Source organism: Paraburkholderia sp. BGA-UO-ETr-F12 (assembly GCF_059567945.1).
This window is the reverse complement of the sequence record NZ_JCAQOZ010000058.1, coordinates 100,431-119,683: the sequence shown is the minus strand read 5'-3', so window position 1 is coordinate 119,683 and position 19,253 is coordinate 100,431. Positions and strand designations below refer to the sequence as shown.

Below are 19,253 nucleotides of genomic sequence, written 5' to 3'. Positions count from 1 at the left end.
TCGCGGCGCGTCCTCAAGACGCGCCGCGACAAGACTCCCCGTTCAAATCACGGTCGAAAGGCCCAACGTCAAGACCAGCGCCGTCACTGAAATAATCGTTTCGCAGACGGTCCACGTCTTGAAGGTTTGCGGCACTGTCATGCCGAAGTACTCCTTCACGAGCCAGAAACCGCCGTCGTTCACGTGCGACAGGATCAGCGAACCTGCGCCCGTGGCCAGCACCAACAACTCGGGCCGCACACCGCCCACCGTGCCCGCCGCCGCTGCGGCAATCGGTGCGATGATGCCGGCCGCCGTCGCCATTGCGACAGTTGCCGAACCGGTCGCCACGCGAATCAACGCCGCCACCAGCCACGCGAGAATTAGCAATGGCACGTGCGCGCCCGTCGCGACATCGACGATCGCCTTCGATGCGCCACTGTCGATCAGAATGCGTCCGAAACCCGCGCCCGCTCCCACCACCAGCGTGATACTCGCGGTCGGCGCAAGACACTCGTTGGTGAACTTGAGAATCTGCTCACGGTTAAAGCCGCGCGACTTGCCGAACGTGTAGAAGCTCAACAGCACGGCCAGCAACAGCGCCATATCCGGATGGCCGATCAGACGCAGTGCATTGTTCAACGACGATTTGGCCGGCACGATCAGATCGGCCCAGCTGCCGACCAGCATCAACAACACCGGCAGCAGGACCGTCAGCAGCGTGATGCCGAAACCCGGCAACTCCTGCTGCGAGCGCTTCGCATCCTGTTCGATGAACTGCTGCGCCATCGGATTGACGCCGTCCAGCACGACAAAACGGGCGATCAGCCTGGAGAACAACGGACCCGCAACGGCCGCGGTCGGAATGCCGACGATCAAGGCGTAGAAAATCGTATGACCGATATCCGCGTTGTACGCCGTGACCGCGAGCAGCGCAGCCGGGTGCGGCGGAATCAGACCGTGCACGACGGACAAACCCGCCACCATCGGAATACCGACGCGTATCATCGACGTGCCGGTTCGCTGCGCCACGTTGAACGCGATCGGAATCAGCAGCACGAAACCGACTTCGAAAAACACCGGCAGACCGACGAGGAACGCGATGCACATCATCGCCCAATGCACGTTCTTCGGCCCGAACAGGTCGATCAGTGTACGCGCGATACGCTCGGCGCCGCCCGACTCGGCCATCATCTTGCCGAGCATCGTACCGAGCCCGACCACGATGGCAATGTGGCCGAGCGTGCCACCCACACCGGTTTCGAACGACTTGAGAATCGACGTCGCCGGCATGCCGACGGCGAGCGCCAACGCTACCGACACCATCATCAACGTGATGAACGGATTCATCTTGAAGCGTGCGATCAGCACAACCAGCGCGATGATGGCAATCAATGCATAGACGAGTAACAGACTTCCTTGAACGGTCGCCATAGGTGCTCCTGAAGAGATAGAGCCGCGCCGCGGCTTCCGTTAAGCGGAATGTTGTATGAGCAGCGGCGCGGGCGGCGGACTTAGAACTTGTGGCGGATGCCGGCGACGGTTACGAACTGGCCGTTGTTGCTCGACGGATTCGAAATGCCTTCGACCCAGGCGTGCGAACCGGAGCCGCGCTGGTAGATGCCGTTCAGGTAGAGGTCGGTGGTCTTCGACAGGAAGTACTCGCCGCCGAGGCTCAACTGGTTGTAGTGCGCGTTGGTGGCCGTGGTGCCGCTGGCGTTCTGCGTCGTGTAGATGTAGCCCAGCGCGAGCAGCGCGGCCGGCGTGAGTTGATACTTCACCGCGGCTTCATAGTTGGCGAAATGCAGGCTGCCGCCGTTGAGCAACCGGAATTGCGAGTTCGTGTACAGCAGCAGGACGGTGGCCGGCCCGAACACGTACGAGCCGCCCGCGCCCCACACCTGGTTGCGCTGCACGCCGCTGATGATCGACGAGCTGGTGCCGTAGTAGTTGTCCGACGGCGCCGCGCCGGCGGTATTGCTGGCCGGCTGATTGACCAGCGAGTAGGCCGCGTCGAGACGCAGCGGACCATTCACGTAATCGGCGCCGACGCTCCATGCACGATTGTTGGCGAACTGGCCCGCCGTATTCGAGAACGCGTACATTGCGTTCGCGGTAAGCCCTGCATAGGTCGGCGAGGTGTACTTGATCGCGTTATCGGTACGGTACGTATTGTTGATATCGTCGTTGTCGTAGATCGCGTTGCCGTACTGACTCATCGCGCCAATGCCATTGATCTGCATGTTCGACAGATAATCCTGCACGCTGTTGTACTGACGGCCGAGCGTGATCGTACCCGCCGTTTTGTTGGACAGCGCCACCCATGCGCTACGGCCGAACATGCGGCCGCCCTGACCGGATGCGCCGCTCTCCAGGCTAAAACCGTTCTCGAGCTTGAACATGACCTTGTTGCCGCCGCCCAGATCCTCGGTGCCGAGCAGGCCCCAGCGCGAGCCCTGCACATTGCCCTGGGTCGCCTGATACGCCTTCTCGCCCTTCTGGTTATTGGTGAAGGTAAAGCCGGCATCGACAATGCCGTACAGCGTCACGCTGCTTTGCGCTTGGGCGGCCTGCGCGGCTAGCCCAGCGGCGGCGAAGGCAATGGCTGTGCGAAGAATCTGTTTGTGCTTCATGGTTTCCTCAAGTCGAGAGAGAGACAAATGCCGGTTACACAAAATGTTCCGGCTATATAAGTAGTACTGAGCAGGCAAGTCAAAGCAACACCGGGTCGCGATCCGGTGCTACGGTCAAACAACGGTCATCGATGAATCGATATGGGCCGGGGAAAATCAGTCAGGCCAGTTCCGGCGCGCGGCAATGCGGCGTGCGTCGCGCAGATGGAACGGTGTGACGACCGGTTCTGGCGACTGCCGCGCACGCTCGAGTTCGGTGGTAAGCCGCGCCAGTACGATCTGCTCCTCGCCCGGATGCAGATTGCACGGATCGAGGAAAAAGAAATTCAGTTCGGCTTCGTGATCGCGCACGATCACCGGCGCCTCGCCTGCGGGCGGCCGCGCGAGCGCATCGGCGAGATCCCACGCGGTGATGCGAGCTTGCGCGGGATCGATATGCAGTTTCAGGCGGTCGAGCGGATTGCCGGTCGGGTCGGCGTCGATTTCCGCCCAGACGCCGTCGTAGCGATTCAAGGTTTCGCGCCACAGCGTGAGGTAGCCGCGTTCGCGGGCGCGAACCGCGACAGGGTCGCGCCGCTGCCATTGTTCGAGCGCGGCGATTGCGCCCACGATACCTTCCTTGCCGACCTTCATGCCGCGGCCAATACCGCCATTCTGGAAATAGGCGGCACGTACCAGCGCTTTCTTGCCCGCGACAATACCCGCGGTCAGTCCACCGAGAAATTTGTGCGCCGAGTAAAGCGCGAAATCGGCGCCCGCTGCGATGAAACGCTTGAGGTCGTATTCGGAAGCCGCGTCGACGATCACGGGCACGCCCTTCGCATGCGCGACGGCAATGAATTCTTCAAGCGGAATCATGCCGAATTGCACCGTATGATGCGAAACCACATAAAGTGCCGCGGCGGTGCGTTCGGTAATGGCGGTATTCAACTGATAGCCGTGCGCCTCGGTCGACGCCCCCACCGGCACGACCCGCGCGCCGGACAGACGGATCGCCTGGTCCACCGGTGCGCCATAATTGACGAGGTGGCCGGTTTGAATCACGACTTCATTGCGCGGCATGGCGCTCGTGTCCGGGAGCCGTTCAATCAGGCCGTGGTCGTCGCCCGTCATGATCGCGGCGATGGAAAGCGTGATCGCCGCCGAGCACGATGCGGTGATATAGCCGGCTTCGCTGCCGCATGCGGCGGCGATCGCCGCCGAGGCGCGACGCTGCAGATCGTCGATTTCGACGAATTGCGGCAGGACTTGCGCTACTGCGTCGATTACCGCTGCGCTGACACTGGACGCGCCAAGACTCGTCATCGTGCCCGAAGCATTGATGACAGGGCGTAAGCCAAAGCGAGAGCGAATGTCCATGAAGCGCCTCCAACCCGGTATTTCTTAATTATGGAATATATGTTGTAATTGCGGATCAGTCTAGCATACAATCGACCTGCGTCAACTGAACAAAAACATCTCGCGTCAGAGGAGCACGATGGCTCGCACGTCCCGACCTTCCGCGTCTGAAGCAGTACCCGCCGCGGTGCCGGCCGCGGCAACCGCCGACACCGCAACCCAGGCTGCAAGCCGCGAAGAAAGCGCGGCGCCGCGCACCCGCACCAGCGCGATCGATCGCGCCGTGCAGATTCTCGACGCGCTCCAGCAAGCGAACCGTCCCGCCACCGCGTATGAAGTCGCGCGCATGGTCGGCGCGCCACTCTCCACCGTGTATTCGATCATCAACGATCTGGTCGAGAAGAACCTGTTGGCCCGGCGCATGGACGGCACGATCTGGCTCGGCTCGCGTCTGTATGGTTATGGTTTGACGTACGCGAGTTCGCTCGACTACCTTGCGGTCGCGCACGAAGAAATGCAGCGGCTCTCGGCGGAAGTCGAAGAGACCGTGCAGGTGTGCGGACTCGAAGACGGCATGATGGTCGTGCAGCAAATGGCCGAAGGCCCCGGGCATTTCCGCGTGACTTCGCGAGTAGGCAGCCGCGTGCCGCTCAACTGGACCGCATCCGGCCGTTTGCTGGTCGGGCATCTGCCGGATGCCGAACGGGTCGCCTTCTTCGCACAGCACGCGCAAAGCTCGCCGACCGGCCGCGCGGAAACCCGGCCGCAAGTGCTCGCGCAGATTGCGCGCGAAGCGTTGGAGGCACGCCTGTCGATTCAGATCGGCGAATCGGATGCGTCCGTGGCATGTCTCGCGGCGCCCGTGCTCGACAACACAGGCGCGTGCGTCTTCACGATTTCCATCGTAATGCCCGAGGCTAAAGCCGCGCTCGGCACCGAGCGCTTCGCGCAAGCCGTGCAGGCCGTGGCCGCTCGCATCGAGGCGCGCCTCGGCTGGCGGCATCGCGATCAGGAACCGGCAGCGTAATGTATCCGTAAGACCCTGACGTACGCAACGCACAACGCGTGAAAGCCCGCCGCGGCGCGCAATGCTAACTCCTTAACAGACCGCTCACCATCACCTCCCCATCGATGAACTGCTACGACCGGCTGCACACGCGCGGCCTCAAGCTCCCGCAAGTGCCGACGCCGATCGGCAATTTCACGCACTGCACACGCGAGGGGAATCTGCTGTTTCTGTCCGGCCAGGGCCCGCTCGACGAAACCGGCTCACTGATGACCGGCAAGGTCGGCACGACCGTCAGCGCGGACGAAGCGTACCGCCACGCGCAAATGGTCGGCCTGAATCTGCTCGCCGTGCTCCATAACGAACTGGGCGACCTGCGGCGTGTGAAGCGCGTGGTCAAGCTGCTGGGCATGGTCAACGCCGCGCCCGATTTCACCGAACATCCGCGCGTAATCAACGGCTGCTCGGATCTGTTCGTCGATGTATTCGGCGATGCCGGCCGGCATTCGCGCTCGGCGGTCGGGGTCGGCTCGCTGCCCGGCAATATCACGGTCGAGATCGAGGCGATTGTCGCAATTCAGGATTGACGGCCGCCCAACTCTCAACAAATACCCAAATTTCCACATCTTCACAAAAGTTACACAGGTCAGCGACTATGCTTGCGCATCGCTGACCTGGGCACGTGGATGCCCCGGTGCATACTCCCCGTGCCGGAGACATTGCCATGTCTATTGTGTCGAAGCCCTCCTTTGCCTTCTGTCGCAAACGTTTGGCAGGCGCACTGGCCGCCGTGTCGTGCTGCATGTTGCTCGGCGCCTGCGGCAACGACGACGACAAAACCGCGGACACCCAATCGGTTAGCTCTACCGATAGTTCCACCGGAGACAGCAACAGCGCCGCGGTGCTGTCGGCAAATCCTTCCTCCGTCGCACCCGAGAGTACCGCAGTAACGATTCAAACCCCTGCACTACCTGCATCAAGCGCCGACCCGGCATTGTCCGCCGCCGCGTCGACGCCGCTCGTCACACCTGTCATTCACACCGTAGATTGAGTCTCGCGCGCCACGCTTCGCGCGGGCGAAGCTCGCGTGTTGCGTGCATCGTTCCTTCACCGAAGATCGAAAGCCAAAACCATGACCTCAAAAAATCGCCGTGATTTTCTGCGCTCCGCCGCGCACGCCGCCGGTTCTGCCACCGCGCTGAGCATGCTGCCGCTGGGCATTCGCAACGCCCTTGCGATTCCCGCCAACAACAAAACCGGCAGCATCCGCGACGTCGAGCATATAGTCGTGCTGATGCAGGAAAACCGCTCGTTCGACCACTACTTCGGCACGCTCAAGGGCGTACGCGGTTTCGGCGACACGCGCGCGATCAACCTGCCCAACGGCAAGCCGGTGTGGTATCAGCCGCTCGCCGCGGACCTCGGCTATGTGTTGCCGTTCCGCCCCACCGCGCCGAACCTTGGACTGCAATTCCTGCAAGACCTCGCACACGACTGGACCAGCACGCACGCCGCATGGAACGGCGGGCGCTACGATCAATGGGTGCCCTCCAAGGGCACCACGACGATGGCCTACCTCACGCGCGACGACATTCCGTTTCACTACCAGCTCGCCGACGCCTTCACGATCTGCGACGCGTACCACTGCTCGCTGATGGGCCCAACCGATCCGAACCGCTACTACATGTGGAGCGGCTGGGTCGGCAACGACGGCAGCGGCGGCGGCCCGGTGATCGACAATGCCGAGGCCGGCTACGGCTGGTCCACCTATCCGGAAGTGCTGCAGAACGCCGGCATCACGTGGAAGATCTACCAGGACATTGGGACGGGACTCAACGCAAACGGCTCATGGGGCTGGACTCAAAACCCGTACATCGGCAACTACGGCGACAACTCGCTGCTCTACTTCAATCAGTACCGCGACGCGCAGCCGGGCAACCCTTTGTACGACAACGCCCGCACGGGCACGAATGCAGCCAATGGCGACGGCTACTTCGACATTCTCAAGCGCGATGTGCAGAACAACGCCCTGCCGCAAGTCTCGTGGATTGTCGCGCCGGAAGCGTATTCCGAGCACCCGAACTGGCCGTCGAACTACGGTGCGTGGTATATCGATCAGGTCTTGCAGATTCTCACGTCGAATCCCGAGGTGTGGAGCAAGACGGTGCTGCTGATCAACTACGACGAGAACGACGGCTTCTTCGATCACATGGCGCCGCCGTTCGCGCCGGCATCGAGCGCAAATGGCTTGTCGACCGTCGACACCAGCAATGAGAATTATGCGGGCAGCGGCAACACGCCTGCCGGCCCGTACGGGCTCGGGCCGCGCGTACCGATGCTGGTGGTCTCGCCGTGGTCGAAAGGCGGCTACGTATGCTCTGAATTGTTCGATCACACCTCGGTGATCCGCTTTATCGAAAAACGCTTCGGCCAGCACCACAATCTCGGTGAATCGAACATCACGCCGTGGCGCCGCGCGGTGTGCGGCGACCTGATGTCGGCGTTCAACTTCAGCACCCCGAACGACGCATTCCCGACGCTGCCGAGCACGAGCGGTTATGTACCGCCCGATAAGAACCGGCATCCGGACTACGTGCCGTTGCCGCCGCTCGTGCAGGCCGTACCGAAGCAGGAACCAGGCGTGCGCCCGGCTCGCGCGCTGCCGTACGAGCTGTTCGTGCGTGTGCATGGTGAAGGTGCGGCGAACCAGTTGACGATGCGCTTCGTCAACTCGGGCCGCGCGGGCGCCGTGTTTCTCGTCTATGCCGCGAATGGTCTCGCCGCGCCGCTTACGTACACCGTCGAAGCGGGCAAGCGGCTGCAGGATCACTTGCCGTTGAATGCCGACGGCACTTACGACTATACGGTCTACGGTCCGAACGGTTTTCTGCGCCGCTTCGCGGGCAAGCCGGTTGCGAGAAGCTGGTGGAACGGTTCCGATATCGCGCGGCCAGAAGTGGCTGAAGGCTACGACGTGGCGAACGGCAACCTGCAATTGCGGCTGGAGAATGTGGGCAGCGCGCGCTGCCAGTTCACCATCGTCAACGCCTATGACGTCGGCAACGTGGTCAAGCATTCTGTACGCGGCGGCGATACCGAACAGCTATACCTCGATCTGCGCAACGCCTACGGCTGGTACGACCTGACGATCACTGTCGATACCGACCCGTCGTTCACGCGGCGCTTCGCCGGACACGTGGAAACCGGCCGAAGCAGCATGAGCGATCCGGCGCTGGGGAGCTAGGGTTCAACTCAGCTTCAATTTTCAATTCAGCCTGTGAACGAAGCGGCCGCTGCGATAAAAAGCAGCGGCCGTTTTTTTAGTCTTCGCACCATCACACATACCTCGATATCTTCAGACGAATATAACGCCTCCAGACCGTCACCGGGCGTGGTGTTTCGGTAACCGTTGAAAACCGCCACTGGCGCGAAAAAATGTGTAGCATCGCGGCGCGCCGCCACACGCGGCATTACCGGCGGCCGTCATCAATCGAAAGTTTTGCCCGCTCAAGTCCCCGCTGCCCAGGCCGTATACAGCATCTGAGGCCCCCGCCTCACCGACTACGGCTCACTGCTTACTCCGAAAACTCCCGACATGTTCTCCTCCATTCGCGCGCGCATCGTCGCCCTGTGCGTCGCCATCGTTGTGGTCGCGCTCGCAGCCAACACCGTTCTCAACTATGTCGTCGCCAACTCGTATAACGCCGAGGCAATCGAAAGCAGTTTGAATGCTGTCGAAAGCGGACATGCAGACGGTATCGAAGACTGGATCGCCTCGAATAGCCAGATGATCAACTCGTTGCAGGACGCCGTGCTGCAACCCGATCCGTCCGCCGCGTTAAAGCAGATCGCCGCCGCCGGCAAGTTCTCCAATGTGTACGTCGGCTATGCGGACAAGACCGCGAAGTTCTCCGATCCGACCGGCATTCCGCCCGACTACGATCCGACCGGCCGTCCCTGGTACAAGCAGGCTGCCGCAGCGGGCAAACCGGTGGTGACGCTGCCATACGTCGACGTGGGCACGGGCAAGCTGGTGGTCGCGTTCGCTGCGCCCGTGGTGCGCGACGGCGTGGTGAAGGGCGTGGTGTCCGGTGACGTCGCGATGGACAGCGTGATTGCCAACGTCAAGGCGATTCATCCGACACCCGCGAGCTTCGGCATGTTGATCGACACGAGCGGCCATATCGTTGCGCACCCGGACGCGAAGCTGACCCTGAAGCCGGTCACGGACCTGGCGCCCGCACTCACAGGGGACAAACTAGGCGCACTCTTCAGCGCCGAACACCCTGTCGAAGTCGACGTGAGCGGCAGCACGAAGCTGCTGCGCGCTCAGGCCATTCCCGGCACCGACTGGTACGCGGTCGTCGCACTCGACAAAGCGGAGGCGACCGCGGGCATGCGATCGCTGTTGACGGCTTCGGTTATCGCGCTGATCGTGATTGCGGTCATTGCCGCCGCGATCGTGGCCGCGGTCACCGCCGTGTCGTTCCAGCGGCTCTCGAAAGTACGCGATGCAATGGACGCAATCGGCTCGGGCGAAGGCGATCTGACTCAACGTCTGCCCGCCACCGGCAATGACGAAGTCACGCAGATCGCGCGCGCGTTCAATACCTTCATCGACAAACTCAGCCACGTGATGCGCCAGATTCGCGATGCCAGCGAATCGGTGCGCGTGGCCGCAAATGAAATCGCCGCGGGCAATGTGGACCTGTCGGGCCGCACCGAATCCGCTGCGGCCAGCCTGCAGCAGACCGCTGCGTCGATGGAAGAAATCACCTCGACGGTCACGCAATCGGCGAGCGCCGCGAAGCAGGCCGACGACACCGCCGTGTGCGCGTCGCAGGTCGCTTCGCGCGGAGGCGTAGTGATCTCCGACGTGATTACGACGATGGGCGAGATCGAACAGGCGTCGGTGAAAATCTCCGACATCATCGGCGTCATCGACGGTATCGCGTTCCAGACCAACATCCTCGCGTTAAACGCGGCGGTCGAAGCGGCGCGCGCCGGCGAACAGGGCCGCGGTTTCGCGGTGGTGGCCGGCGAGGTGCGCAGCCTCGCGCAACGCAGCGCGCAGGCCGCCAAGGAAATCAAGGCGCTGATCGAATCGACGGTGGCAAGCGTGAGTTCCGGTTCAGGCCAGGTCCGTCAGGCCGGCGCGACGATGACGGAGATCGTCAGCAACGTGGCCAACGTGACGACCATCATTTCCGAAATCACCCAGGCAGCCAACGAACAGACGCGCGGCATTCAGGAAGTCAATCGCGCGGTCAGCCAGCTCGACGAAATGGTTCAGCAGAATGCCGCCCTGGTCGAGGAATCGACAGCGGCCGCCACCGCGTTGCAAAGCCAGGCCGTGAGTCTTGCCGGCGCCGTCGCGCAATTCAAGCTGGACTAAGGTCTATCCAAGGAAATCGCAGTGACGTTCTATAGAAATCTGAAAATCGCCGTCAAGTTGGCGCTGCTGGGCGCGGTGCTGCTCATGGCAACGACGGTGGTGGGTCTGGAAGGCTGGCACGCGTTGACGAATACGCACGCGCTGCAAATTCAGTCCGCGCAAACGCTCAGCCAGTATGCACAAGCCGCCGATACCGCACGCGTCGCGCAGGTCGAATTCAAGAAGCAGGTGCAGGAATGGAAGGACCTGTTGCTGCGCGGCGCTGATCCGGCCGCGTTCGCCCGTTACCGAGACGCCTTCAGCAAGGAAAGCAGCACGACACACGCCGCTTTGCTTCGATTGAAGGATCAGCTAGGTGCGTTGGGTGCCAACGCCGATGGTGTCAACAAGGCGCTCGCCACCCACGCCGCGCTGCAGGACAGCTATCTCGACGCGCTCAAGCGCTATGACTCGGCCGATCCGAATACGGCACACGTGGTCGACGGTCTCGTCAAAGGCATCGACCGCGCGCCGACCGCCGCTATCGACGACATCGTCGCCTCGGTGATGCAGCAGGCGCAAGACTCCAACGTGCGCACGAACGAAGCCGCGGAACGCGCGTATACGCTCGCCTGCGTGCTGCTTCTGTCGGTCGTGACCGGCTCGCTCGGGGTGGGCACGTTCGCGATCTGGTTCCTGAGCCGCAGCATCACGCTGCCGGTCAGACAGGCGGTGGGGGTCGCGCAAGCGGTCGCCGCAGGCGATCTGCGCGCCGATGTTGTCGTGGTGAGCCGCGACGAAACCGGCCAGTTGCTGGTCGCGCTCAACGAAATGAATCAGCGCTTGCGGCACATCGTCAGCGAGATTCGCGAAGGCGCGCACACGATTTCGTCGGCGACGCAGGAGATTGCCGCGGGCAACCTCGATCTGTCGGCGCGTACTGAACAACAGGCCGCATCGCTCGAAGAAACCGCCGCGTCGATGCAGCATTTCACCGACTCGGTTCAGCGCAACGCCAGCAACGCGCGCGAGGCCACTACCCTTGCGCAAACCGCGGCGCAAGCGGCACGCGACGGCGGCGCCGTGATGACCGACGCGGTGCGCACCATGAGCCAGATCGACGCGGCATCGAAGCGTATCGTCGACATCATCGCGGTGGTCGAGGCGATTGCCGCGCAGACCAATATTCTGGCGCTCAACGCAGCCGTTGAAGCGGCGCGTGCCGGCACTCAAGGGCGCGGCTTCGCAGTGGTCGCAAGCGAAGTGCGCAGTCTCGCCCAACGCTCGGCCGATGCCGCGCGCGAAATCAAGGCGCTGATTCGCGAGTCGGTTGCCACCATCGACGCCGGCACGCAGTTGATCAACCACGCAAGCAATACGATGGACGGCGTGGTGCAAAGCGCGGGCAGCGTGACACGCATCGTCGAGGCGATCGCGACAGCCAGCGTCGATCAGGCTGCGGGCATTGCGGAAGTGAACGATGCGGTCACGCAAATGGATCAGGTGACGCAGAGCAACGCGGCGTTGGTCGAGCAGGCGGCCGCGGCTGCCGATGCGGTGCAGAGCAAGGCATCGGGTCTGGTGCAAAGCGTGAGTTTCTTCCGGATCGGCGCGGCCTCTTAAGAGCCGAAATCGAGCCCGCCGATCAGTATGGTCGGCTCGCCCTGGGTGTGCGACGGAAAATCCAGTTCGCGCACGTGGCGCCACGCTTCTAGCTTACGTGGCAGCGCAGCCAGGTAGCCGGCGAAGCGTGCCGGGCCTTCCGGCCCCATCAGCCGTTCGATCTCGTCGCTATCCCATGTCAGGAACAGGTTGAGCGGATGCGGGTAGTGACCGAGGCCTTCGAGCGGCGCTGCGTGAATCCGTACGCTTGTGGGGTGGCCGTGGCCGCCGTAAGGCAGGACTTCGGTGTGCACGGTGGTGGCGAAACAGGCAGCGATTGCCTCGGCAATGCGAGGGGCGAACTGCTCGTCGAAACGGGCGGCACTCTCGGGGCGCATCTATGTCTCCGGCGTTCTGTGTGGTGTTCGGAGCATCGTAGCATGGGGGTGGGGTGGGGCCGCTGGGTGCAGGTTTGCACGGTGATTACGTCGGGATAGGCTGGTGGGGGTTTTGGCCTTTCCTTGCTTTGGTGGTGGTCTATTAGTGTTGCCCCTGTGCGGGGCGGCACCTACTTTTCTTTGCCTGCCGCAAAGAAAAGTAGGCAAAAGAAAGCGGCTTTACACCGCTAGCTCATAAGCGGGTCCCCCGCACAGCCGCGGTAGTGGTGCATCTGGAATCCGTGCCCTCGCGCACTCCGCGCCGTTGACAAAGGACTCATCAGCTCCCACTCCGCACTGCGTGCGTCGCGGACGGGTCTGCCTGGGAAACCTGGGGAGCGGTTGCGCTACCGTTTCCTGGTGTGCCTCACCGATCGAGTTGTCGTGTGTTGCGTCGCGCTCGAATATCGTCGTCGTTTCTACTCGCGCTATTCGATCACGTCCGTGAAATATCCTCGTCAGGAACGTAGTACGCCTTTCAGGCGGCCCAGTTCCGCGGGTCGGGTGTATGAGCGGTACAGTTCGCCAACCGTGCCGAATGCCAGGGCCGGTTTGAGCGTGGCGCCAGGGAGCGCGTCTGTAATCCAGTCAAATGCATTCATTTCACGCTGGGCAGCATGAACCGCTGCAGTCAGCACCGTCAAGGCTCGCTCGGCGGAGTGGCCGCCGAGGTCAAGGAAGCAACTCTCAAATGGATGCTTCGTGGCAGGTTCGACGACATGTAACACCGATTTTCGAGCGTCCAAATCAATCTCCTACGCGGATTGCAACTCCTGTATATCAACCGAATGTGACAATGCATCGTTCTCATTCAGTAAAAAATTTGACTCGGGATTGCCGTACTCACCCCGCGCGTTTGTTGCGTTGACCACGATTTGCGCGCCAGCGAATCAGCACGCCAACCAGCGCGGCGAAAACCGCCGTGCCCGCATAGCCCGCGAGACGGATGGCGTCCTCGCCCGGCAAACGCGAGGCCAGCACCGCCACAATGGCGATTGCAAGCATCGCGAAACATGCGACCCACCATTTCATCTGCGTCTCCCCCGAGGTTCGTGTGCCGCCACCTGCACGGCTATCGCGCCGTTTTGCCAAGCATACCGTGAGCCGCGCAGCGGTGTAACCAGGAAGAAAATCGCTCCGCTCCGGTTCAGCCGGCGCCGCCTCTCCCACTGCCGTGCGCCTGCTCCAGAATGAACTCGATAAAACTCGCCGCCGCCCGCGTGTGATGACGATTCGGCATATAGAGCATGTACATGTGCGTACCGAAGATGCTCAACCGCCATTCATCCAGCGCCGTCACCACAGCGCCGCGACGCAGGTCGTCCTGCACCACGTAGTCCGGCACCAGTCCGACACCCAGGCCCGCCAGCACCGCCTGACGCAAGAACAGAAAGTTTTCCGAAATAATCGCCGGTTCGAGCAGCACTTCATGGCGCTCTTCACGCAGATACGCGGCCACCCGCAACTGCCTGCCAACCACCGCCGACGTAATCACCGGCGCCGTGCGCAAATCGTCAAGCCGCACCGGCATGCCACGGCTTCCGGCAAAATCCGGCGAAGCACACGCAACGTAGCGCACCGGCCCCATGTCGCGCGCGACGAGATTCTGCGGCGGCTCGGACATCACCCGAACCGCAATGTCGACCTCGTCGCGCATCAGATCCTCAACGCGATTCTCAAACATCACGTCGAGCACGATGCCGGGATAGAGACGCTTGAACGCGATCAGCCAATCCGACATCACCAGTTGCCCATAGCCGCTCGGCACACTCAATCGCACCCGCCCCTGCAAGCTCTGCCCGAGCGTGGTGACCGACTCGCGCGCAGCCAGCAGCGCGTTCTGAATCGTGCGGCCATGCTCGTACAACTGCAGGCCGATTTCAGTCGCCTCGACCCGGCGTGTAGTGCGCCTCACCAGTTGCAGGCCGATCGAGCGCTCCAACTGGTTCAGGTGGTAACTCACGTTCGCCCGGCTCATTTTCAGCCGACGGGCAGCTTCGCTCAGGTTGCCCGCATCGAGAATATCGACGAGCAGGGTCAGCGAATTGACGTCCATGATGCTGCCTTTGTCAAAGTAATTTTGACAGTCTGTCAACGGTATATGTAATTGTCAATAAACCTTGACCAACCGAGAATCGCAGAATTCGCCAGACCCGGTATGCCCCGATCTGGCTCGATTTGATTCGATTTGATTCGCCAGCAAACAGTCAGGAGACGACACGATGACCCCCACCCCTTCCGCCGACGTTGTCACGCGCGAACTGCGCGGCAAAGTCCTGCTGGTCACCGTCGACCACGCGCCGGTCAACGCGTTGTCCGCCGACGTGCGGCGCGGCCTGCTCGCCGCCATCGAAGCCGCGGAGACCGACAAGGCCGTCGAGGCGGTGCTGATCGTCGGCGCCGGGCGCAATTTCATCGCGGGTGCGGATATTCGCGAGTTCGGCAAGCCGCCGGTGCCGCCTTCGCTGCCGGACGTGTGCAATCGCATCGAAGCGTGTGCGAAGCCGGTGGTGGCCGCGATCCATGGCGCCGCGCTCGGTGGCGGGCTGGAAGTGGCCCTAGCGGCACACTACCGGCTTGCCGTGGATGGCGCGAAGCTCGGCTTGCCCGAGGTGCAGCTCGGCCTGCTGCCGGGTGCAGGCGGCACTCAGCGCACGCCGCGCCTGATCGGCGCGCCAGCCGCCCTTGACCTGATCCTGAGCGGCCGCCATGCCGGCGCGAAGGAAGCGCTCACGCTCGGCCTCATCGACCGGCTCGGCAGCAGCGACGACATCCTCGCAGAAGGCCTCGCCTATGTGCACGAACTACTGGCCGCTCACGCGCCGGTGCGCCGCACGCGCGACGCCGCCGCACTAAGCGACCGCGCCGCGAGCCTCGCCGCCATCGCCGCGGCGCGCGCGGAAACGGCGAAGAAATCGCGTGGGCTGTTCTCTCCGCTCAAGATCGTCGATGCCGTGCAAGCCGCTGTCGAACAACCATTCGAAGACGGCCTGCGGCTCGAGCGCAAGCTGTTCCTGGAATGCCTCGATAGCCCGCAGCGGGCCGGCCTGATTCACGCGTTCTTTGCCGAACGCGAGGTGCTCAAGGCGCCGGAAACACGCGACGCCAAACCACGGGCACTGAACCGGATCGGCGTAGTGGGCGGCGGCACCATGGGCGCGGGCATCGCCGTCGCCGTGCTCGATGCGGGCCTGCCCGTAACGATGATCGAACGCGACGACGCGTCGCTAGCACGCGGCCGCGCGCACATCGAAAAGGTCTACGACGGCCTGATCGCCAAAGGCCGCATGACTGCCGAAAAGAAAGCGGACGTAATGACGCGCTGGCAGGGCAGCACCTCGTACGACGCACTCGCCGACGCCGATCTGGTGATCGAAGCCGTATTCGAGGATCTGTCGGTGAAACAAGCGGTATTCGCGGAACTCGACCGTGTCTGCAAGGCCGGCGCGGTGCTCGCCACCAACACGTCGTATCTCGACATCGACGCGATTGCGGCCAGCATTTCGCGCCCCGCGGACGTGATCGGCCTGCACTTCTTCTCGCCCGCCAACATCATGAAGCTGCTGGAAGTGGTCGTGCCCAAGCAGGTCAGCGCAGACGTGGTGGCCACGGCGTTCGAACTCGCGAAGAAGCTGCGCAAGACACCGGTGCGGGCCGGCGTATGCGACGGCTTTATCGGCAATCGCGTGCTGGCGGTGTACCGCAGCGCGGCGGACGCGATGATGGAAGACGGCGCGTCGCCCTATCAGATCGATGCGGCCGTGCGCGCGTTCGGCTTCCCGATGGGCCCGTTCCAGGTCGTCGACCTGGCGGGCGGCGACATTGGCTGGGCCACGCGCAAACGGCGCGCCGCCACCCGCAACCCCGACGCACGCTACGTGCAGATCGCCGACCGTCTGTGCGAACGCGGCTGGTTCGGCCAGAAGACCGGCCGCGGTTTCTATCTGTACCCCGAAGGTTCACGCACCGGCACGCCCGACCCCGAGGTCGAAGCCATCATCGACGCCGAGCGTGAGCGCGCCGGTGTCACGCCGCGCACGTTCACCGACGAAGAAATCATCCGCCGTTACATGGCCGCCATGATCAACGAAGGGGCAAATGTCGTGCACGAAGGCATCGCGCTGCGCCCGCTCGACGTCGACGTGACCTTCCTGTATGGCTACGGTTTTCCGCGCTATCGCGGCGGCCCGATGAAATACGCCGATACGGTGGGCCTCGCCACCGTTCTCGCGGACATTCGCGAGTTCGCGAAAGAAGACCCGCTGTTCTGGCGCGCATCGCCGTTGCTGGTCGACCTGGTCGAACGCGGCGCCGATTTCGCGAGCCTCAACCTGACAGCTTGAGAGCGCCCGCCATCTGGCGCATGCTGACCGGCGATGGCCTGAGCCTCACCGGTCAACCGGCCCACGGGCCCGGTCAACATCAAGGAAAGAAACCATCATGGATCTGAACTTCACGCCTGAAGAAGAGGCGTTTCGCGCCGAAGTACAGCGCTTCTTGCGCGACAAGCTCCCGCAACGCCTCGCCGACAAAGTACACGGCGGCCGCCGCCTCACACGCGACGACATGGCCGAATGGCACGCGATTCTCCACGCGCAAGGCTGGCTCGCCAATCATTGGCCGAAAGAGTACGGCGGCCCGGGCTGGAACGCCGTGCAGAAATTTATCTTTGAGAACGAATGCGCGTTGGCGGGTGCGCCGCGTGTCGTGCCGTTCGGCGTCAACATGCTCGGCCCGGTATTGATCAAGTACGGCAACGAGGCGCAAAAACGGCACTGGTTGCCCCGCATTCTCGATGGCTCCGACTGGTGGTGCCAAGGCTACTCGGAACCGGGCGCGGGCTCGGACCTCGCCTCGGTCAAGACCACCGCGCTACGCGGCAGCGACGCGCAAGGCGAGCACTATATCGTCAACGGCCAGAAAACGTGGACCACGCTCGGCCACTACGCGAACATGATCTTCTGCCTCGTGCGCAGCGCGACCGACGTGCGCAAGCAGGAAGGCATCAGCTTCCTGCTGATCGATATGAATACGCCGGGTGTCGAAGTGCGCCCGATCATCACGCTCGACGGCGAGCACGAAGTCAACGAGGTGTTTTTCACGGACGTCCGCGTGCCCGTCGAGAACCTCGTGGGCGAAGAAAACAAGGGCTGGACCTACGCCAAATATCTGCTCACGTACGAGCGGACCAATATCGCGGGCGTCGGCTTCTCGGTGGCCGCCTTCAACCGGTTGCGCAAGATCGCCGCGAAACAGCGGCGCAACGGCAGGCCGCTCGCGGATGATCCGGCGTTTGCCGCCCGCATGGCACGCGTCGAGATCGATCTGGAAAACATGAAGACCACCAACCTGCGTGTGATCGCAGCAGTAGCCGGCGGCGGCGTACCGGGCGCCGAAAGTTCGATGCTGAAGATTCGCGGCACCGAGATCCGCCAGGAAATCTCTTCGCTGACGCGTCGCGCGATGGGACCGTATGCTCAGCCGTTTGTCGAGGAAGCCTTGTACGACGGCTTCGAAGGCACGCCGGTCGGCCCCGACGAAGCCGCGAGCGCTGCGTCGCTTTACTTCAATAACCGCAAGCTGTCGATCTTCGGCGGTTCCAACGAAATCCAGAAGAACATCATTTCCAAAATGATCCTGGGACTGTAAGGGGCAAACGCCATGAATTTTCAGCATACCGAAGACCGCCGCATGCTGGCGGATACGCTCAACCGCTTCATCACGGAGCAATACGGTTTCGAAACACGCGACCGGATTGCACGCTCGCCCGAAGGCTTTAGCGCAGACCTATGGAATCGTTTTGCGGAACTCGGCATTGTCGGCGCGTTGTTCGATGAAGCGGATGGCGGTTTTGGCGGCGGCGGCTTCGATATCGCGGTCGTATTCGAGTGTCTGGGTCGCGGACTCGTGGTCGAGCCGTTTCTCGATACCTTGATCGTCGGCCAGGCAATCGCGCGTGCCGGCAGTGACACACAAAAAGCCACGCTCGGCGATCTGATCGACGGCTCCCGCATCGTGGCGCTTGCGCACGGCGAGCCGGACGGCCACTACGAACTCTCACGCATAACGACACGTGCGGCACGCAACGGGAACCAGTGGAAGCTTAACGGCGCGAAAGCGGTGGTCCAGCAAGGCGAGAACGCTGCCCTCTTTCTCGTCACGGCACGCACTACTGGCGCCGAGGACGAAGAAGCCGGCATCACCCTCTTTCTCGTCCCGCGCGACGCGGCGGGTGTCAGCTTGCGCGGCTACCGCAAGATCGACGGCGGCCGTGCCGCCGAGCTCACGTTCGACAATGTCACGCTGAGTGACGACGCCATGCTCGGTATGACGGGTGAAGGTTTTGCGACGCTCGAATACGCGATCAGTTGCGGCGTGCTTGCCTTGTGCTCTGAAGCGGTGGGCGCGATGGATGTCGCAAAAGATTACACGCTCGAGTATCTGCGCACACGCAAGCAGTTCGGCGTGCCGATCGGCAGCTTCCAGGCCTTGCAGCATCGGATGGCCGATCTGCTGCTCGAGATCGAACAGGCACGCTCGGCGGTGATCAACGCCGCGGCAGCGCTCGAGTCTGAACGCACGGTGCGGGAACGCGCCATGTCAGCGGCAAAGTACAGCATTGGCAGGATTGGCGCGTTGGTCGCCGAGGAGTGTATTCAACTGCATGGCGGTATCGGCATGACATGGGAGTTGCCGCTCGCTCACTATGCAAAACGCCTCGTGATGATCGACCATCAACTGGGCGATGAAGATCACCATCTCGAACGGTATATCGCACTCGGCAAAGGTTGAGGGCCGGTTTCAAACACAAAGAAAAAAACCGCAATCTGTTAGATACTGGCGAACATCCCGCCCGCGAGGGCGGCTCTCTGACTCATTCAGCA

16 protein-coding genes are annotated in these 19,253 nt (G+C 62.6%); 9 read left to right on the top strand and 7 right to left on the bottom strand.

Features of this window, described 5'->3' with window-relative positions:
* Window positions 1-42 precede the first annotated feature (42 nt).
* The 3 genes from AC57B6_RS28420 to AC57B6_RS28410 form a co-directional block, all read right to left on the bottom strand.
* Window positions 43-1,413, bottom strand: a complete 1,371-nt coding sequence (locus AC57B6_RS28420) for a GntT/GntP/DsdX family permease (RefSeq protein WP_028200401.1) — start codon at window positions 1,411-1,413, stop codon at window positions 43-45.
* An 80-nt stretch (window positions 1,414-1,493) separates the two neighbouring features.
* A complete protein-coding gene (locus AC57B6_RS28415) occupies window positions 1,494-2,612 on the bottom strand; it encodes a porin (RefSeq protein WP_216749520.1) in 1,119 nt (372 codons plus the stop codon).
* A 156-nt stretch (window positions 2,613-2,768) separates the two neighbouring features.
* Complete coding sequence (locus tag AC57B6_RS28410) at window positions 2,769-3,971, bottom strand: aminotransferase class V-fold PLP-dependent enzyme (protein WP_030101603.1); 1,203 nt, start codon at window positions 3,969-3,971, stop codon at window positions 2,769-2,771.
* A 118-nt stretch (window positions 3,972-4,089) separates the two neighbouring features.
* Here AC57B6_RS28410 and AC57B6_RS28405 point away from each other — a divergent pair, with 118 nt between their 5' ends.
* The 6 genes from AC57B6_RS28405 to AC57B6_RS28380 all read left to right on the top strand — a co-directional run bounded on the left by AC57B6_RS28405 (window position 4,090) and on the right by AC57B6_RS28380 (window position 11,953).
* Entirely contained in the window at window positions 4,090-4,977 is an 888-nt protein-coding gene (locus AC57B6_RS28405; RefSeq protein ID WP_491563836.1) for an IclR family transcriptional regulator domain-containing protein, read from the top strand.
* 104 nt (window positions 4,978-5,081) lie between these two features.
* Window positions 5,082-5,543, top strand: a complete 462-nt coding sequence (locus tag AC57B6_RS28400; RefSeq protein WP_028200405.1) for a RidA family protein — start codon at window positions 5,082-5,084, stop codon at window positions 5,541-5,543.
* 137 nt (window positions 5,544-5,680) lie between these two features.
* Complete coding sequence (locus AC57B6_RS28395) at window positions 5,681-6,007, top strand: hypothetical protein (RefSeq protein ID WP_046568397.1); 327 nt, start codon at window positions 5,681-5,683, stop codon at window positions 6,005-6,007.
* An 81-nt stretch (window positions 6,008-6,088) separates the two neighbouring features.
* The gene (locus AC57B6_RS28390) at window positions 6,089-8,200 is read left to right on the top strand and encodes a phosphocholine-specific phospholipase C (RefSeq protein WP_252888233.1); all 2,112 of its coding nucleotides are present in this window, start codon (window positions 6,089-6,091) and stop codon (window positions 8,198-8,200) included.
* 351 nt (window positions 8,201-8,551) lie between these two features.
* Complete coding sequence (locus AC57B6_RS28385) at window positions 8,552-10,351, top strand: methyl-accepting chemotaxis protein (RefSeq protein WP_496422563.1); 1,800 nt, start codon at window positions 8,552-8,554, stop codon at window positions 10,349-10,351.
* 21 nt (window positions 10,352-10,372) lie between these two features.
* Entirely contained in the window at window positions 10,373-11,953 is a 1,581-nt protein-coding gene (locus AC57B6_RS28380; protein WP_496422562.1) for a methyl-accepting chemotaxis protein, read from the top strand.
* On the opposite strand, the gene AC57B6_RS28375 is transcribed toward AC57B6_RS28380, so the two are convergent.
* The 4 genes from AC57B6_RS28375 to AC57B6_RS28360 form a co-directional block, all read right to left on the bottom strand.
* Window positions 11,950-12,330: a DUF5594 family protein gene (locus AC57B6_RS28375; protein ID WP_028200410.1), complete on the bottom strand. Its 381-nt coding sequence runs from the start codon at window positions 12,328-12,330 to the stop codon at window positions 11,950-11,952. The genes AC57B6_RS28380 and AC57B6_RS28375 overlap by 4 nt on opposite strands.
* Window positions 12,331-12,827: 497 nt before the next feature.
* A complete protein-coding gene (locus AC57B6_RS28370; protein WP_221306501.1) occupies window positions 12,828-13,115 on the bottom strand; it encodes a hypothetical protein in 288 nt (95 codons plus the stop codon).
* A 97-nt stretch (window positions 13,116-13,212) separates the two neighbouring features.
* Window positions 13,213-13,401 (bottom strand): hypothetical protein, encoded by a 189-nt coding sequence (locus AC57B6_RS28365; protein WP_144194230.1) that lies wholly within the window; start codon window positions 13,399-13,401, stop codon window positions 13,213-13,215.
* Between the two features lie 115 nt (window positions 13,402-13,516).
* A complete protein-coding gene (locus AC57B6_RS28360; protein ID WP_028200231.1) occupies window positions 13,517-14,425 on the bottom strand; it encodes a LysR family transcriptional regulator in 909 nt (302 codons plus the stop codon).
* Between the two features lie 166 nt (window positions 14,426-14,591).
* Between AC57B6_RS28360 and AC57B6_RS28355 the strand changes: the two genes are divergently transcribed.
* The 3 genes from AC57B6_RS28355 to AC57B6_RS28345 all read left to right on the top strand — a co-directional run bounded on the left by AC57B6_RS28355 (window position 14,592) and on the right by AC57B6_RS28345 (window position 19,161).
* Window positions 14,592-16,712: a 3-hydroxyacyl-CoA dehydrogenase NAD-binding domain-containing protein gene (locus tag AC57B6_RS28355; protein ID WP_496422561.1), complete on the top strand. Its 2,121-nt coding sequence runs from the start codon at window positions 14,592-14,594 to the stop codon at window positions 16,710-16,712.
* A 97-nt stretch (window positions 16,713-16,809) separates the two neighbouring features.
* Complete coding sequence (locus AC57B6_RS28350; RefSeq protein WP_496422560.1) at window positions 16,810-18,018, top strand: acyl-CoA dehydrogenase family protein; 1,209 nt, start codon at window positions 16,810-16,812, stop codon at window positions 18,016-18,018.
* Window positions 18,019-18,030: 12 nt separating this feature from the next.
* Window positions 18,031-19,161: an acyl-CoA dehydrogenase family protein gene (locus AC57B6_RS28345; protein ID WP_216749511.1), complete on the top strand. Its 1,131-nt coding sequence runs from the start codon at window positions 18,031-18,033 to the stop codon at window positions 19,159-19,161.
* Window positions 19,162-19,253: the final 92 nt, after the last annotated feature.

Excerpts from the sequence above, each read along its gene's own strand:
- AC57B6_RS28420 (WP_028200401.1), bottom strand. The coding sequence starts at position 1,413 with ATGGCGACCGTTCAAGGAAGTCTGTTACTCGTCTATGCATTGATTGCC.
- AC57B6_RS28375 (WP_028200410.1), bottom strand. The coding sequence starts at position 12,330 with ATGCGCCCCGAGAGTGCCGCCCGTTTCGACGAGCAGTTCGCCCCTCGC.
- AC57B6_RS28360 (WP_028200231.1), bottom strand. The coding sequence starts at position 14,425 with ATGGACGTCAATTCGCTGACCCTGCTCGTCGATATTCTCGATGCGGGC.
- AC57B6_RS28385 (WP_496422563.1), top strand. The coding sequence starts at position 8,552 with ATGTTCTCCTCCATTCGCGCGCGCATCGTCGCCCTGTGCGTCGCCATC.
- AC57B6_RS28365 (WP_144194230.1), bottom strand. The coding sequence starts at position 13,401 with ATGAAATGGTGGGTCGCATGTTTCGCGATGCTTGCAATCGCCATTGTG.
- AC57B6_RS28345 (WP_216749511.1), top strand. The coding sequence starts at position 18,031 with ATGAATTTTCAGCATACCGAAGACCGCCGCATGCTGGCGGATACGCTC.
- AC57B6_RS28415 (WP_216749520.1), bottom strand. The coding sequence starts at position 2,612 with ATGAAGCACAAACAGATTCTTCGCACAGCCATTGCCTTCGCCGCCGCT.
- AC57B6_RS28350 (WP_496422560.1), top strand. The coding sequence starts at position 16,810 with ATGGATCTGAACTTCACGCCTGAAGAAGAGGCGTTTCGCGCCGAAGTA.
- AC57B6_RS28395 (WP_046568397.1), top strand. The coding sequence starts at position 5,681 with ATGTCTATTGTGTCGAAGCCCTCCTTTGCCTTCTGTCGCAAACGTTTG.
- AC57B6_RS28400 (WP_028200405.1), top strand. The coding sequence starts at position 5,082 with ATGAACTGCTACGACCGGCTGCACACGCGCGGCCTCAAGCTCCCGCAA.
- AC57B6_RS28390 (WP_252888233.1), top strand. The coding sequence starts at position 6,089 with ATGACCTCAAAAAATCGCCGTGATTTTCTGCGCTCCGCCGCGCACGCC.
- AC57B6_RS28405 (WP_491563836.1), top strand. The coding sequence starts at position 4,090 with ATGGCTCGCACGTCCCGACCTTCCGCGTCTGAAGCAGTACCCGCCGCG.
- AC57B6_RS28410 (WP_030101603.1), bottom strand. The coding sequence starts at position 3,971 with ATGGACATTCGCTCTCGCTTTGGCTTACGCCCTGTCATCAATGCTTCG.
- AC57B6_RS28355 (WP_496422561.1), top strand. The coding sequence starts at position 14,592 with ATGACCCCCACCCCTTCCGCCGACGTTGTCACGCGCGAACTGCGCGGC.